A 14,619-nucleotide genomic window follows, 5' to 3' on the forward strand; every position below is an offset into this window, starting at 1 on the left:
GGCGTGGTCCTCCCCATCCTGCTGCCCGAGCTGCCGCTGCGGCCCGTGTCCGGCATCGAGGGACGCCTGGCCGAGAGCGACGGCACGACGCCGCCCGTCGCCCGACCCGCTCGACGAGCACGCCGCGAGCACGCCCGCGGCCGCGACGCCCATCGTGACGAGCCCGGCGCGCTGCAGCACCTGGCGGCGGTCGAGGCACCCGCCGCACGCGTGCGCGGCGGCGGGGGCGTCGGTGGAAGGGGCGGGGGACTCCTGGATCTGCGGCATCGCGGCCTCCGGTGCTGGGCTCCGTCGTGTCACCGGTTCAACGGTGGCACGGCCCCGGAGGTTCAGCGCCGCGACAGGTCCGTCGTCGTGCGTCGCTGCCGGAACGGCCGCCTCAGCGGCCGCCGTCGTCGGGCGCCGCTGCAGGCCCGGCCGTCGCGGCGGCCTCGCGTCGGGCTGCGCCCGCGTCGGCGACGGTCGCCGTGACCCCGCCGATCGCCGTGACAGGACCGCCCGCGGTGCGCGGCGTCTCGACGTCCGGGTCGGCGGCGGGCGGCGTCGTGCCGTCGCTCTCGGCCAGGCGTCCCTCGATGCCGGACACGGTCCGCAGCGGCAGCTCGGGCAGCAGGATCGTGAGGACCACGCCGACGACCATGATGCAGGCGGCGATCTGCAGCACGAGGTCGACGGACTGCGCGAAGCCCTCGAGGAACGGCTGCGCGAGCCGCGGGTCGAGCGAGCCGATGAACGACGAGTCGTCGAGCGACGGCAGCGACCCGCTGCCCCGGATCGCGTCGGCGACGGCTGCGTTCGCGGGGTCGCTCAGCACGGCACGGTCGGTGAGCGCGGCCTGGAAGTCCGGCGTCGGGAGCAGCCGTGCGAACGCGTCGCGGATGTTGCCGCCGACCGTCGAGAAGAGGATCGACAGGAAGACGGCGGTGCCGAGCGTGCCGCCCATCTGCCGGAAGAACAGCGACGACGACGTCGCGACGCCCATGTCGCGGATCGCGACCGCGTTCTGCACCGCGAGCACGAGCGGCTGCATCGTCAGGCCGAGGCCCAGCCCGAACACGATCGACGACGCGAAGATCTGCCAGAACGGCGTCTCGACCGCGAGGCGCGAGAACAGCAGCGCGCCGACGACCATGAGCATCGTCCCGATGACGGGGAACACCTTGTACCGGCCGGTGCGCGCGGTCGTCTGACCGGCGACGACGGACCCCGCCATGATCCCGACGGTGAACGGGATGAGCGTGAGGCCGGCCTCCGTCGGCGTCTGGCCGCGGACGATCTGCAGGTACAGCGGCAGCGTCGCGAGCCCGCCGAACATGCCGAGGCCGATGACGACGTTGGCCGCCGCGCCGACGCCGAACGTGCGGTTGCGGAACAGGTACAGCGGCAGGATCGCGTCCTGCTTCGCCCGCCGTTCGGCGAGCCAGAACAGCAGCAGCCCGACGGTGCCCGTCACGTAGCAGCCGATCGAGCGCGTCGACGACCAGCCCCACTCACGCCCCTGCTCGGCGACGACCAGCAGCGGAACCAGCGCGACCACCAGCGCGAGGGCACCCGGCCAGTCGATGCGGTGCTCGACCCGCTGCAGCGGCGGCAGGTGCAGCACGCGCCAGATCACGACGAACGCGAGGATGCCGATCGGGACGTTCACCAGGAACACCCAACGCCAGCCGGTGATCCCGAGGATCTCGTCGGCGCCCGCGAAGAACCCGCCGATGACCGGCCCGAGCACCGACGACGTGCCGAACACCGCGAGGAAGTACCCCTGGTACCGCGCGCGCTCCCGGGGCGCGACCAGGTCGCCGAGGATCGTGATCGCGAGCGCCATCAGACCGCCCGCGCCCAGGCCCTGCAGGCCGCGGTACATCGCGAGCTCGTACATCGAGCCCGCGGTCCCCGACAGCAGCGAGCCCGCGACGAACAGCCCGATCGCCAGCAGGTAGAACGGCTTGCGGCCGTAGATGTCGGAGAGCTTGCCGTACAGCGGCGTCGAGATCGTCGCCGTCAGCAGGTACGCCGTCGTCACCCACGCCTGCAGCGAGAGGCCGTGCAGGTCGTCGCCGATCGTGCGGATCGACGTCGCGACGATCGTCTGGTCGAGCGCCGCCAGGAACATGCCGAGCATGAGCCCGCCGAGGATCGTGCGGATCTCCCGGTGCGTGGGGGCGCGGAACGTGGTCGGCGGTGCGGCGGCCGTGGCGGCGTCTGCGGACATCGGTCCTTCTCGGCGGCGAGGTGCGAGGCGGGGGACAGCGTGGCGGAGAGCGGCGGCGCACGTCGCCGTTCGTCCCCAACATCGAGCATGCACCCGCGTGTTCCCCGTCACACCCGCGGGTGACGGCGGGCGTCCCACCTGGTCGCGGCGGCGTCCGAAACTTTTCACGGCCGCGGGGCGCCTCGCCGGCGCGGATACCGTGACCCGATGCCCTCCGCGACGACGGGACCCTGGCGCCTGGTGCGCGCCGGTGTCGTCGCGTCCGTCGTCGTCGCGCTCGCCGGGCTCGCGCACGTCCTCGGCGGTGGCACCCTGCCCGCGGGGGTCGTCCTCGTCGCCCTGGCGTCGCTCGTCCTCGCGGTGTGCGTCGCGCTCGCGGGCCGACGGCTCGGCGCCGTCACGGTCACCGCCGTCCTCGGTGCCGGGCAGCTCGTGCTGCACCACGCGTTCACCGTCCTCGCTGCGACCGGGTGCGCCGCGCCCGTGTCGTCGGGCGCTGCGGCCGCCGACCCGCACGGCGGGCACACCGCCGCCGAGCACGCGGGCCACCTCGTCGGGCAGACGACCCACGCCGCCCACCTCGCCGGGCAGACGCTGGACCACGCCGCGCACACCGGGCAGGCCGTCGGCACCCTCGCCTGTGCCGACCCGCACGGCGTCGCCACCCCGCTGCTCGGTGCGTCCGCGATGCTCGTGCTGCACGTCGTCGCGACGGTCCTCACCGCGCTCGTCGTCGCCGGTGGCGACCGTGCCCTGCACTGGCTGCTCGCGTGGCTGCGAGCGCGCGTCGTCGTGCCAGGACCTGTGGCCATCCCCGCCGGCGGGACGCTCGTCGGTCCCGTCGCCGCCGTCGCGCCCCACCGCGCACCCTGGTCGCGCGCGCACCCGCGGCGCGGGCCACCGTCAGCCCCGCCCGCACCTCCCGCGCGCTGACGCGACCGCACCGAGCTCCGCCCGACGGCGGAGAGGGCCGGTCGTCGCGCGGGTCTCGCGGTCGCCGCGTCGCGCTCCCCGGTCTGCGCCGGGTCGTCCGCGCGCCCGGCCGCGTCCTCCACGACCACCCGCGGACGACGTCCGCGACGCCCGAAGGACCCTCATGCCTCAGCTCGTCCCCCCGTCCCCTCACCGCGCCGTTCCCGCCCGCCTCCGGGCGGGCACGCACTCCCCCGGCGCGGCTTCCTCCGTGCACGCGCCGCTGACGCCCGCCTTCGTCCGCGCCCAGGTGCGCAGGTCGCGCTCGGTCGGCCTCGCCCGTGTCGACGGCCGTGGCAGCGGATCGACGTCGCTCGGCGGCGCGCACGTCGCCCACCACGCTGGGCGGGTGCGCGGACCGCGCCCCACCGGTGTCGCGCGCGTCGCCGCGCGGGCCGTGGCCGTGGCGGCGCTCGGGCTCGGCGTCGCCGTGCTGCCCAGCGCCGCCGACGCGCACGTCCGCGTCATCCCCGAGAGCACCGTCGCGGGCGGCTGGAGCGCGCTCACGTTCCGGGTGCCGAACGAGTCCGCGACGGCCGTCACGACGCAGGTCGTGGTCGACCTCCCGACCGACACCCCGTTCCTCTACGTCTCGACGCGACCCGTCCCGGGCTGGACGGCGACCGTCGAGCGGGCGCCGCTCGACGCGCCCGTCGAGAGCCACGGGACGACGCTCACCGAGGCGCCGGCACGCGTCACCTGGACCGCGGCGCCCGGTGCGGAGATCGCTGACGGCCAGTTCCAGGAGTTCGCGATCTCCGCCGGCCCGCTGCCTGAGGAGGTCGGCCTCGACGTCGTCCTGCCCGCGCACCAGTCGTACAGCGACGGCACCGTCGTCGACTGGGACGAGGTCGCCGGCGACGGCGGCGAGCCCGAGCACCCCGCGCCCGTCTTCACCACCACGGCCGTCCCCGGTGACGACACGGTGGCAGCCGACGACGCGACCGCCGCGCCCGTCGCCGACGGGGACGCGTCGGACGACGCCGCGACCGCCGGCGCCGCGGACGAGCAGCCCGACACCGTCGCGCGCGTGCTCGGGGGCGTCGGGCTGCTCCTCGGGCTGGCCGCGCTCGTCGTGGCGGTCGTCACGTCCCGGCGACGCGGGACCACGGCGTGACGTGGGCGATGCTGGAGGACATGCTCCCCACCTCCGCCCCTCGGGCCACGCCTCCGTTCGTCCGCGCCGCGGGGAGCCGGTCCCGAGCGGCGCGGTCGGTGGCGGGCTCGGCGATCGGGCGCGCCGTCGCCGTCATCGGCCTCGTCGGCGCGCTCGCGCTGCTCGGGGCGCCCGCCGCGCAGGCGCACAACACGCTGCGCGCCAGCGACCCGGCGGACGGCGCGACCGTCGCGTTCACGCCGGACCGCGTGACGCTCACGTTCGACATGCCCGCCACGGCGATCGGGACGGAGGTCGTCGTGACCGCCGCCGACGGGCGCGTCGTGAGCACGGGTCCGGCGGAGCTCGTCGACGCGACCGTCGCGCAGCCGCTCGCGGGCGAGCTGCCCGCGGGCGCCTACTCCGTGGCCTGGCGTGTCACGTCCGCCGACGGGCACCCCATCGAGGGGACGTTCGGCTTCACGGCGACCGCGGCGACCGTCGCGGGCACCGGTGGCGCCCCCGTCCCGGCGCCCGAGCCGACGCCCTCCGACGGCACGCCGTCGGCACCGGAGGCGACCGCGAGCGCGACCTCTCCGGCGCCCACCGCGGACGCGACCACGCCCGCCGCCTCCGACGCGGGCGACACCGAGGCCGACGAGCCGGCCGTGGCGGGGCCGCTGCTCATCGGCGTGGGTGCGGTGCTGGTGGTCGCGGGCGGCGTCGCGGCCGGGTACCTGCTGCGTCGACGCCCCGACGGCGTCGGCGGCCCGGAGGCCAGGGACCGCGCGTCGGGTCCAGGTACGTCGGGCAGCGGCACGTCGGGCTCGGGAACGTCCGGCACCGGGACGTCCGAGGGCGACGCGGCCGGGCCGACGGTCTGAGCAGCGCGACCTAGGCTGGAGCGATGACCACCCCGGTGCGCGGCGACGCACGGACCCCCGGCGCGACCGGTGGGTCCGTCGCGTCGTCGCGCGCGGGCGGGGGAGCGTCGCCGCGTCCTGAGGCCGGTGGCCGGTGGGCCGCGCTGCCCGCGGCGGGCCGGGTCCTCGTGCTCGTGGCGTCGGCAGTCGTGGCCGTCGTCGTCGGGGTCGCGTTCTCGGGTGCCGTCGCGCCGCGCGTCCTCGCCGACCCCGGCGCCGCCGTCCGCTGGGGACTGCCCGTCGCGGAGACGCTCACCGAGCTCGCCGGGGCGGTCGCGCTCGGCGCGCTCGTCCTCGCGATCGGCGTCCTGCCGCGGCGGCAGCCCGCCGTCGCCGCGGACGCACGCGTCGCCCCCGGCCGGGCTGACGGGCGCGCCTACCCGCGCAGCCTCCTCGCCGCCGCATGGGCGGGTGGCGTGTGGACCGTCGCGTCGCTCGCGCACCTCGTCCTGACGTACGCGAACGTCGCCGGGCGCCCCGTCGACTCCGCGCAGTTCGGCCAGGAGCTCGGCGTCTTCGTCACGCAGATCGACCTCGGCCGGACGCTCCTGCTCGTCACCACCGCGGCGGCCGTGGTCACGGCGCTCTCGCTCGTCGTCGCCACACCCACCGGTGCGGCGTGGACGGCCGTCGTCGTGCTCGTCGCGCTCTACCAGCAGGCGCAGACCGGGCACGCCGCGGGCGCGTCCGGGCACGACCTCGCGACGTCGTCGATGGTCGTGCACCTCGTCGGCGCCGCGGTCTGGATCGGGGCGCTCGCCGCGCTCGCCGTCGTCGTCCGGTGGGTCGGCACCGACCTGTCCGCGTCGGTCGCCCGGTACTCGGTGATCGCGGGCTGGTGCTTCGTCGCCGTCGCCGTCTCGGGGCTCGTCAACGGCCTGCTGCGGACCGACGGCTGGTCCGACCTCACGACGACCTACGGCGTGCTGCTGCTCGCGAAGGTCGCGCTGTTCGGGGTCCTCGGGCTCCTCGGGCTGGCCCACCGACGGGCCGTCATCCCACGGCTCGCCGGCGGTGCGGCGGTCGCGCCGCGCTCGCCGTCGTCGGGCACTCCGTCCGACGCGGTCGGGTCCACGGGCTCGTCGCCCGCCGAGACGGGCTCCGGTGGCGCGCGCCTCACCACCTCGACCGGGTCGTCGACGGGCAGCGCGTCGACCACCTCGTCTGTGGCCGGGTCGGCGAGCACGCGCGTCGTCCCGGGGGTCGCCGACGCCGCGCGACGCGCGGGCGGTGCGCTGTTCTGGCGGCTCGTGCTCGTCGAGCTCGCCGTCATGGGTGCCGTCTCCGGCGTCGCCGTCGCCCTCGGCTCGACCGCGCCGCCCGTGCCCGAGGAGCCGCCGGCCGACCCGTCGCCCGCGTACCGCCTCACGGGCCACCCGCTGCCGCCCGAGCCGACCGGGCTGCGCTGGCTCACCGAGTGGCGCTGGGACCTGCTGCTCGCGTCGGCCGCCGTCGCGGGCCTCGTCGTGTACTGGCGGTGGGTGCTGCGGCTGCGTCGACGTGGCGACACCTGGTCGTGGGCGCGCACCGCGTCGTGGACGGTCGGGATGCTGCTGTTCGGCTGGACGACGTCCGGCGGGCCCGCGCTCTACGGCCACGTGCTGTTCAGCGCGCACATGGTGCAGCACATGGTGCTCGCGATGGTCGTGCCGATCTTCCTCGCGCTGTCCGCGCCCGTGACGCTCGCGCTGCGCGCGCTGCCCGTCCGCTCCACGCGCCTGCGCGACGACGTCTCGCGCGGCCCGCGCGAGTGGATCCTCGTGCTGGTGCACAGCCGCGTCGGGTCGTTCCTCGCGCACCCCGTCGTCGCGGCCGTGAACTTCGTCGGCTCGATGATCGCCTTCTACTACACCGGCCTGTTCGAGTGGTCCCTGCGGTCGCCGGTCGGCCACCTCGCGATGGTCGTGCACTTCACGCTCGCCGGGTACCTGTTCGTCAACGCGCTCGTCGGCATCGACCCCGGCCCGCGCCGCCTCCCGTACCCGCAGCGGCTCCTGCTGCTCTTCGCGACGATGGCGTTCCACGCGTTCTTCGGCGTCGCCCTCGTCTCGGGGGAGACGCTGCTGGTCGCCGACTGGTTCGGGCTCATGGGCCGCCCGTGGGGGCCGAGCGCGCTCGCCGACCAGCAGATCGGCGGCGCGATCACGTGGGGCATCGGCGAGATCCCGACGCTCGCCCTCGCGATCGGTGTCGGGTTCGCGTGGGCGCGCGACGACGAGCGGACCGCGCGTCGTCGGGACCGGAAGGTCGACCGCGAGGGCGACCTCGAGCTCGACGAGTACAACGCGATGCTCGCGGGTCTCGCCGAGCGCGACGCGCACCAGCCGGAGGTCCGCGCGCGCCGCGCCGACCAGCACGACGCCGAGCCGCCCCGCGGCTGACCGCGACCCGGGTCTCACGACCGGTCGGCACCCGGTTCCGGTCACCGGGCCCGGGTCGCGGGCCTCGCCGCCGGGACGAGCCGCGAGCGGGAACGTTCGTCGGGTGTTCACCGGTCGCTCACCGGGCGGGGGTTCGTCGGGATCCTCCGGGTTGTTGGCTGTCGTCGCCCCCGCCCGACGCCCTCCGAGAGGCCCGCGCATGACGACCACCGACGACCGTCCCGGACCGACCCCCTCCCGCCGCGCGCTCCTGCCGTTCCTGCCGATGGCGGGGCACACGTCGGGCAAGCGGTCGCCCGTGACGTGCCACCTCAAGTGCGGCGACGCGTGCGCGCAGCCCGCGCCGAACACGACCGACAACCCGTACTTCCGCGACGTCGTCGACGCGGCGCTGAGCCGTCGGGCGGTCCTCGCGGGGGCGGTCGTGGCCGGTGCGGCCGTCGCGATCGCGCCCGTCCTCGGCGACGCGACGCCCGCCGCGGCCCACGGCCCGGGCGGCGGCCCGCGCGGACGCCTGGGCTTCGCCCCGATCGCACCCGTCCCGGCCGCGACCGACGCGTTCACCGTCCCGTCGGGCTACCAGTGGCGGCCGCTCGTGCGCTGGGGCGACCCGCTGCTGTCGTCGCGCGACCGCTTCGACCCGGCGACGCTCACGCCCGAGGTCGCGGAGCGCCTGTTCGGCTACAACTGCGACTACGTCGACATCCTGGAGGACCGCGACGGCCGCACCGGCACACTCGTCGTGAACCACGAGTACACGAACGAGAACATCATGTTCCCGCCCGCGGCGACGCCCGAGGAGCTCGACCGGCAGCGCCGCGTCGCGATGGCGTCGCACGGTCTGTCCGTCGTCGGCCTGTACCGCGAGCGCAAGGGCAGGCCGTGGACGTACAAGGTCGGCGCGCGCGTCAACCGGCGGATCACCGCGTCGACGCCGTTCACGTTCTCCGGCCCGGCGGCCGGCTCCGCGCTGCTGCGGACCGTCGCCGACCCCGCGGGCACGACGCCGCGCGGCACGCTCAACAACTGCGCGGGCGGGACGACCCCGTGGGGCACGGTCCTGTCGGGCGAGGAGAACGTCAACCAGTACTTCCGCACCGCGGGGACGTCGGCGGCCGACAAGCGGTACGGCTTCGCCGACAAGGCGACGACGCGCGGGTGGGAGAACGTCGACCCGCGCTTCGACGCCCGCAACCCGGGCTACGAGAACGAGCCGCACCGGTTCGGCTGGATCGTCGAGGTCGACCCCGAGGACCCGACCGCGCCGCCCGTCAAGCACACGGCGCTCGGCCGGTTCAAGCACGAGGGTGCGAACGTCGTCGTCGGGCGGTCGGGGCACGTCGCGGCGTACATGGGTGACGACGAGCGGTTCGACTACCTGTACAAGTTCGTCTCGAAGGACCGCTACCGCGAGGGCCGCCGGCACCGCGACGCGAACAAGCGCTTGCTCGCGGCCGGCAACCTGTACGTCGCGCGGTTCCTCGGCGACTCGCCCGTCTCCGAGATCACCGGCACGGGCGCGCTGCCGTCCGACGGGGCGTTCGACGGGACCGGCGAGTGGGTCCCGCTCGTGCTCGACGGCGTCTCGCAGGTGCCGGGCTTCACGACGGAGGAGGTGCTGGTCTTCACGCGGCTCGCGGCCGACGCCGTGGGCGCCACGAAGATGGACCGCCCCGAGGACGTCGAGCCGAACCCCGTGACGGGGCGCGTGTACGTGGCGTGCACCAACAACACCGACCGGGGCGCCGCGGGCAAGGAGGGCGCGACCGAGCCGAACCCGCGCGTGACGAACCGGCACGGGCACGTCGTCGAGCTCACCGAGGCCGGGAACGACCCGCGGTCGCTCACGTTCGGCTGGAGCATCCTGCTGCTCTGCGGCGACCCCGCGACGACGACCGGCACGTACTTCGCGGGCTTCCCGCCCGAGAAGGTGTCGCCGATCTCCTGCCCCGACAACGTCGCGTTCGACTCGTCGGGCGACCTGTGGATCTCGACCGACGGCCAGCCCGGCACGATCGGGTACTGCGACGGCCTCTTCAAGGTGCCGCTCGAGGGCCGTGAGCGGGGCCGCGTCCAGCAGTTCCTGGCCGTGCCGCGCGGCGCCGAGACCTGCGGCCCGGTCGTCCGCGACCGCGACGAGATGGTCTACGTCGCCGTCCAGCACCCGGGCGAGGACGGCACGTGGGCAGCCCAGCAGTCGTACTTCCCGGACTACGTCGCCCCCGGCTCCCTGTCCGGCGGCCGCTGGGGCGGCCCCCGCCCGTCGGTCGTCCAGGTCTACCGCACCTGACCACCTCCCTCCTCGCGAAGGAGCGACCCCGTCATGGCGCCCCGAAAGCTCGCCGATCCGGGCGCCATGGCGGGGTCGCGCCGTGCTATTCCGACGCGCTGCGAGCCCTCCACAGACCGGGTCGCGACGAGGACGTTCACAGGCTGCGGTCCGGAGGGCGGGCGGGCTGACACGCCGCGATGTGGTGGGCTCATGCCCGGTCGGTTCGCGATCCCGTCGTCCCTGCTCACCCTCGCGCGGGGGCAGGGAGGTCTCGTGTCGGCCGCGCAGGCGGCGAGCGCCGGCATCGGCAGCACCCGACGATCGAGACTGGTGCAGAGCGGGCGATGGGCGCGCGTCGCCCGGTCCGTGTACGACGTCGAGCCGGCGTCGCGACTCTCGGTCGACGAGCGGAGGCATCGAAGTGCGTGGACCGGTGTGCTCGCGTTCGGGCCGGATGCCATCGCCGTGGGCACCTGCGCCCTCGTCCTCCACGGCGTCGCCGGGCTGCCGCAGGTCATCCGTCCCGAGGTCGCCCTCACGGGTGGTCGGGATGGCCGAGACCGCGACGGCATCCGAGTGCGATGCTTCGGTGACCCGACACCGTTCGCCCACAGGCGTCACGGCGCGGGCCGAGTGGCGGTACTGCCGTGGGCGCTCGCGCAGGCCGTCCCGGAGCTGCAGGCGCGACATGCCGTCGCCGCGCTCGACGACGTGCTCCGTCGGGGGCTGCTCTCGGGCGAAGGCCTCGCCGAGGTCCGGCGGCTCGTCGCGGGTCGTCGTGGTGCGGCGCGGACGTCCGGCGTCTGGGCCATGGTGGACCCGCGGTCCGAGTCTCCCCTCGAGACGTTCGCCCGCCTCGACTGCGTCGCAGGCGGGGTGCCCCCGGACGAGCTTCAGGTCGTGATCCGTGGGGAGGACGGCCGGTTCCTGGGGCGCGCCGACCTCGGCTGGCGCCGTCCCGGCGGGCGATGGTTGCTGGCAGAGATCGACGGCCGGGAGATCCACGAAGCGCCCGAAGCCCTGTTGAGGGACCGGCGTCGCCAGAACGCGCTCCTGAGCACGGACCGTGTGACGCTCCTTCGCTTCACCGCCGCCGACCTCGGCGCCGACGGCCGCATGGTCCGGACTCTCCGTGCCCACCTCCGGCCGTCACGCGCGGTGACCCCGTCGTAGGGCCCGCGATTGCCGCCGTTCCGGGCGCGAGGTCGGGGTCGACCGGTGAGTCCGACAGATGGGCGTGATAGGACGGGGCGGTGACGAACGCGACTGACAGCGGCGCCGACGGTGGCGCGGACGAGAACGTGACCGAGCAGAGCACGACCACGGCGGCGACGCCGTTCCATGACCTGGATTCCTACGTGGGGATCCCGCGGGTGTCGGGGCTGGTGCTGTCGCCGGACGGGACGCGGCTGGTGACGGCGGTGGCGACGCTCGACGCCAAGCGGACCAAGTACGTGACGGCGCTGTGGGAGGTCGACCCGGCGGGCGAGAAGCCGGCCCGCCGCCTGACCCGTAGCGCGAAGGGTGAGGCCAGCGCGGCATTCACGGCGTCGGGCGACCTGCTGTTCACCAGCGCCCGACCGGACCCGGACGCGAAGGACGGCGACGACGACCCGGTACCGGCGCTCTGGCTGCTGCCCGCGGACTACGCGGAGGCCCGCGTCGTGGCGGACCGGGTCGCGGGGGTCGGCGGGGTGCGGACCGCGAAGGACGCGTCGGTCGTGCTGGTCAGCAGCGACGTGCTGCCGTCGGCGCCGGACGCGGAGACCGACGAGAAGCTGCGCAAGGCGCGCAAGGACAAGAAGATCGCGGCGATCCTGCACGACGCGTACCCGGTCCGGTACTGGGACCACGACCTCGGGCCGGACTCGCCGCACCTGTTCACGGCGGACCTCTCGGCGGACGTCGTCACGCCGCTGGCCGGCGACCGCGATCCGCGCCTCACGCTCCGTGACGCCACGCCCGACGCCCGGGCGGCGCTCGTCGAGCAGTCGGCCGCGATCGCGCCCGACGGCCGCACGGTCGTGACGGGGTGGACGCGGCACCGCGCGCGTGGCGACCAGCGCAGCGAGGTCGTCGCGATCGACGTCGCGACCGGCGAGCGGCGCACGCTCGTGGCCGACGACGCCGCGGACGTGTACGGGCCGGTGGTGTCGCCCGACGGCCGGTGGGTCGTCTTCACGCGCGAGACGGTGTCGACGCCGCACCAGGCGCCGCACGTCTCCCTGCAGGTCGCGCCGCTGGCGGGCGGCGACGCACGTCCGCTCACGGAGGGCTGGGACCGCTGGCCGCACGACCCGGTGTGGCTGCCGGGTTCGGACGCGCTGCTCGTGCTCGCGGACGACGACGGTCGCGGGCCGGTGTTCCGCGTGGACCTCGCGTCGGGCGCGGTGACGCGCGTGACGGCGGACGACGCGGTGTTCACCGACGTGCAGGTCAGCCCGGACGGCAGGACGGCGTACGCGCTGCGCTCGTCGTACGAGGCACCCGCGCACCCGGTCCGCATCGACCTGGCGGAGGCCGTCGAGACGGGTGCGCCGGTCGCGGCGACACCCCTCGTCGGGCCCGTCGCGACGCCGCAGGTCCCGGGCTCGCTGACCGAGGTCGAGACCACGGTCGGCGACGGGCGTCGCGTGCGCGCGTGGCTCGCGCTCCCCGAGGGTGCGAGCGCCGAGACCCCGGCCCCGCTGCTGCTGTGGATCCACGGCGGCCCGCTGGGCTCGTGGAACACGTGGTCGTGGCGCTGGAACCCGTGGCTGCTGGTCGCGCAGGGGTACGCGGTGCTGCTGCCGGACCCGGCGCTGTCGACCGGCTACGGGCAGGACTTCATCCAGGCCGGGTGGGGGTCGTGGGGTGAGGCGCCGTTCACGGACCTCATGGCGATCACCGACGTCGCGGAGGCGCGCGACGACGTCGACGCGTCGCGCACGGCGGCGATGGGCGGCTCGTTCGGCGGCTACATGGCGAACTGGGTCGCCGGGCACACCGACCGGTTCCGGGCGATCGTCACGCACGCGAGCCTGTGGGCGCTGGACCAGTTCGGCCCGACGACGGACGCGGCGTACTACTGGGAGCGGGAGATGACCGCCGAGATGGCGCTCGACAACTCCCCGCACCGGTTCGTCGACAAGATCGTCACCCCGATGCTCGTGGTGCACGGCGACAAGGACTACCGGGTGCCGATCGGCGAGGGCCTGCGGCTCTGGTACGAGCTCGTGTCGCGGTCCGGTCTGCCGGCCGACGACGAGGGCCGCACGCCGCACCGGTTCCTCTACTTCCCGGACGAGAACCACTGGATCCTCAGCCCGCAGCACGCGGTCGTCTGGTACCAGGTGGTCGAGGCGTTCCTCGCGCAGCACGTGCTGGGCCGCGCCGACGTGGCCTACCCGGAGGTGCTGGGCTGAGGGACGAGCCGGCCGCATGACCTGACCGGGTGACGATGCCGCCTCCAGATGCGGTGGTCCACTACCCGCGCCAAACTCCTCTGTCAAGAGTCGAGCGCCGCCCAGTTCGACGAGATTCGGCGGGCGTCCCACACGGGAGTTCGACGGGACGGAAGGAGCCACGCATGGGTATCGGAGGCGGCATCGCCCTGATCGTCATCGGCGCGATCCTCGCGTTCGGCGTCCGGGACAGCATCGACGCCATCGACCTGACGATGATCGGGTACATCTGCATCGGCGCGGGCGTGCTCGCGCTGATCCTGGCGCTCATCATCAACGCGCAGCGCAGCAACACGTCGCACCGTGAGGTCGTCGACCACCGCACGGTCGGGACGGCCCAGCCCGTCGCCCAGCCCGTGGTCCAGCAGCCGGTCCAGCCGGTGCAGCAGACCCCGGTGCAGCCGGTCCAGCAGCAGCAGCCCCCGCAGGCGCCGCCGGCGCCCCCCGCGGGCGCCTGACCCCGGCGGTACTCCCGCCCGGACAGCCGCGACGCCTCGGTGACCTCACGGTCGCCGGGGCGTCGCGCTGTGGAGGGGCGGGGCGTCCTGGCCGATCCCGACGGTCAGGCGCGCGCGGCGTCGACGAGGGCGGCGGCGAGGTCGTCGGGGCGGCTGAACATGGGCCAGTGCCCGGTCGGCAGGTCGACGTACGTGACGTCGTACCGGCCCATCTCGGTGTGCAGCGGCGGGCCGCCGTCGACCATCGTCCGCAGCACCTCCGACGGCAGGCTCGTGCAGATCGCCGTCACGGGGACGGTGAACCGGCGCTCGTCGCTCACGTGCACCGCGCCGCGCGCGACGCCGGCCGGGTGCGGGACAGCCCGCTCGCGGAGGCGCTCGAGCGCGGCCTCGTCGAGGCCCTCGAGGCTCGACCCGCCGTCCGCGAGCTCGTCCCACGACGGGAACGCCTGGCCGGTCGAGTCGGCGGGAAGGTCGGGGACGAGCGCGTTGCCGTCCTCGAGCGGACCCGAGTCGACGTAGACGGCGCGGCGCACGCGGTCGGGCCGCCGGTCGACGACCTCCCCGACGACGGCCCCGCCGCCGGAGTGGCCGACGAGCACGACGTCGTCGCCGTCGTCGGCGATGCGGTCGACGAGCGCGACGACGGCCTGGACGTGGTCGGCGCGGGTCACGGTCGACGCGTCGTCGGACGGGTCGAGGCCCGGCAGCGTGACGGGGTGGGGGACGAGCCCGGCGGCGCGCAGCCCGGGCAGGACGTCGTCCCAGGCCCACCCGCCGAGCCAGGAACCGGGGACGAGGATCAGGTGCGTGGTGGTCATGGGACCAGCCTCGCGCGGGGTCGGTGACACCGGCATGTCAC

At 75.2% G+C, this 14,619-nt stretch carries 10 protein-coding genes and 1 pseudogene; 8 read left to right on the forward strand and 3 right to left on the reverse strand.

Translation table 11 applies throughout. From position 1 onward, the window contains the following. Together OMK64_RS13410 and OMK64_RS13415 are read right to left on the reverse strand one after the other, a co-directional pair. A pseudogene (locus OMK64_RS13410) lies at positions 1-267 on the reverse strand (hypothetical protein); the annotation flags it as partial. A gap of 112 nt (positions 268-379) precedes the next feature. Further along, positions 380-2,212: an MDR family MFS transporter gene (locus tag OMK64_RS13415; RefSeq protein WP_272728882.1), complete on the reverse strand. Its 1,833-nt coding sequence runs from the start codon at positions 2,210-2,212 to the stop codon at positions 380-382. Between the two features lie 207 nt (positions 2,213-2,419). Between OMK64_RS13415 and OMK64_RS13420 the strand changes: the two genes are divergently transcribed. The 8 genes from OMK64_RS13420 to OMK64_RS13455 all read left to right on the forward strand — a co-directional run bounded on the left by OMK64_RS13420 (position 2,420) and on the right by OMK64_RS13455 (position 13,757). Continuing rightward, a complete protein-coding gene (locus OMK64_RS13420; RefSeq protein WP_272728883.1) occupies positions 2,420-3,145 on the forward strand; it encodes a hypothetical protein in 726 nt (241 codons plus the stop codon). A gap of 388 nt (positions 3,146-3,533) precedes the next feature. Continuing rightward, the gene (locus OMK64_RS13425) at positions 3,534-4,301 is read left to right on the forward strand and encodes a YcnI family copper-binding membrane protein (protein WP_272728884.1); all 768 of its coding nucleotides are present in this window, start codon (positions 3,534-3,536) and stop codon (positions 4,299-4,301) included. Positions 4,302-4,321: 20 nt separating this feature from the next. After that, positions 4,322-5,164 carry a copper resistance CopC family protein gene (locus tag OMK64_RS13430; RefSeq protein WP_272728885.1) on the forward strand — a complete coding sequence of 281 codons (843 nt, stop codon included), beginning with the start codon at positions 4,322-4,324 and terminating at the stop codon, positions 5,162-5,164. A 23-nt stretch (positions 5,165-5,187) separates the two neighbouring features. Further along, a complete protein-coding gene (locus tag OMK64_RS13435; RefSeq protein ID WP_272728886.1) occupies positions 5,188-7,584 on the forward strand; it encodes a bifunctional copper resistance protein CopD/cytochrome c oxidase assembly protein in 2,397 nt (798 codons plus the stop codon). A gap of 199 nt (positions 7,585-7,783) precedes the next feature. Next, complete coding sequence (locus OMK64_RS13440) at positions 7,784-9,874, forward strand: PhoX family protein (protein WP_272728887.1); 2,091 nt, start codon at positions 7,784-7,786, stop codon at positions 9,872-9,874. Between the two features lie 192 nt (positions 9,875-10,066). Next, positions 10,067-11,029, forward strand: coding sequence for a type IV toxin-antitoxin system AbiEi family antitoxin domain-containing protein (locus tag OMK64_RS21290; RefSeq protein ID WP_524536915.1), 963 nt, complete (start codon positions 10,067-10,069; stop codon positions 11,027-11,029). Positions 11,030-11,157: 128 nt separating this feature from the next. Then, on the forward strand, positions 11,158-13,260 hold the full coding sequence (locus OMK64_RS13450; RefSeq protein WP_272728915.1) for a S9 family peptidase: 2,103 nt from the start codon (positions 11,158-11,160) through the stop codon (positions 13,258-13,260). A gap of 164 nt (positions 13,261-13,424) precedes the next feature. After that, complete coding sequence (locus tag OMK64_RS13455; protein ID WP_225916124.1) at positions 13,425-13,757, forward strand: DUF6458 family protein; 333 nt, start codon at positions 13,425-13,427, stop codon at positions 13,755-13,757. A gap of 104 nt (positions 13,758-13,861) precedes the next feature. On the opposite strand, the gene OMK64_RS13460 is transcribed toward OMK64_RS13455, so the two are convergent. After that, positions 13,862-14,578 carry an alpha/beta fold hydrolase gene (locus OMK64_RS13460; RefSeq protein WP_272728889.1) on the reverse strand — a complete coding sequence of 239 codons (717 nt, stop codon included), beginning with the start codon at positions 14,576-14,578 and terminating at the stop codon, positions 13,862-13,864. Positions 14,579-14,619: the final 41 nt, after the last annotated feature.

Origin of the sequence: Cellulomonas fimi, from assembly GCF_028527925.1 — a bacterium.
Lineage (GTDB): Bacteria > Actinomycetota > Actinomycetes > Actinomycetales > Cellulomonadaceae > Cellulomonas > Cellulomonas fimi_C.